The organism is Psychrobacter sp. W2-37-MNA-CIBAN-0211 (assembly GCF_040309405.1).
Classification (GTDB): Bacteria; Pseudomonadota; Gammaproteobacteria; order Pseudomonadales; family Moraxellaceae; genus Psychrobacter; species Psychrobacter glaciei.
Window position 1 is genome coordinate 1 of record NZ_JBEOOU010000235.1, and the last position, 269, is coordinate 269.

Here is a 269-nt window from a genome sequence, read left to right on the forward strand (position 1 = left end):
CTGCAGGTCAGCCTGCTGAGCTGATTGATGGCCTGATCAACTTGGGTATTAAAGACTTAGTTATCATCAATAACAATGCCGGTAATGGCGACCATGGTCTTGCCAAACTCTTAAAAACGGGTGCTGTGCGTAAAATCATTTGCTCTTTTCCGCGCCAGTCCGACTCTTGGGTATTTGATGAGCTTTATCATGCTGGCAAGATTGAACTTGAGCTAGTACCACAAGGGAATTTGGCTTGCCGCATTCAAGCAGCTGGTATGGGACTCGGT

At 46.8% G+C, this 269-nt stretch carries 1 protein-coding gene; it reads left to right on the top strand.

Translation table 11 applies throughout. The features are described 5' to 3' along the window. On the top strand, positions 1–269 hold a 269-nt coding region (locus tag AAEY72_RS15050), incomplete at both ends, for a 3-oxoacid CoA-transferase subunit A (RefSeq protein WP_352311368.1).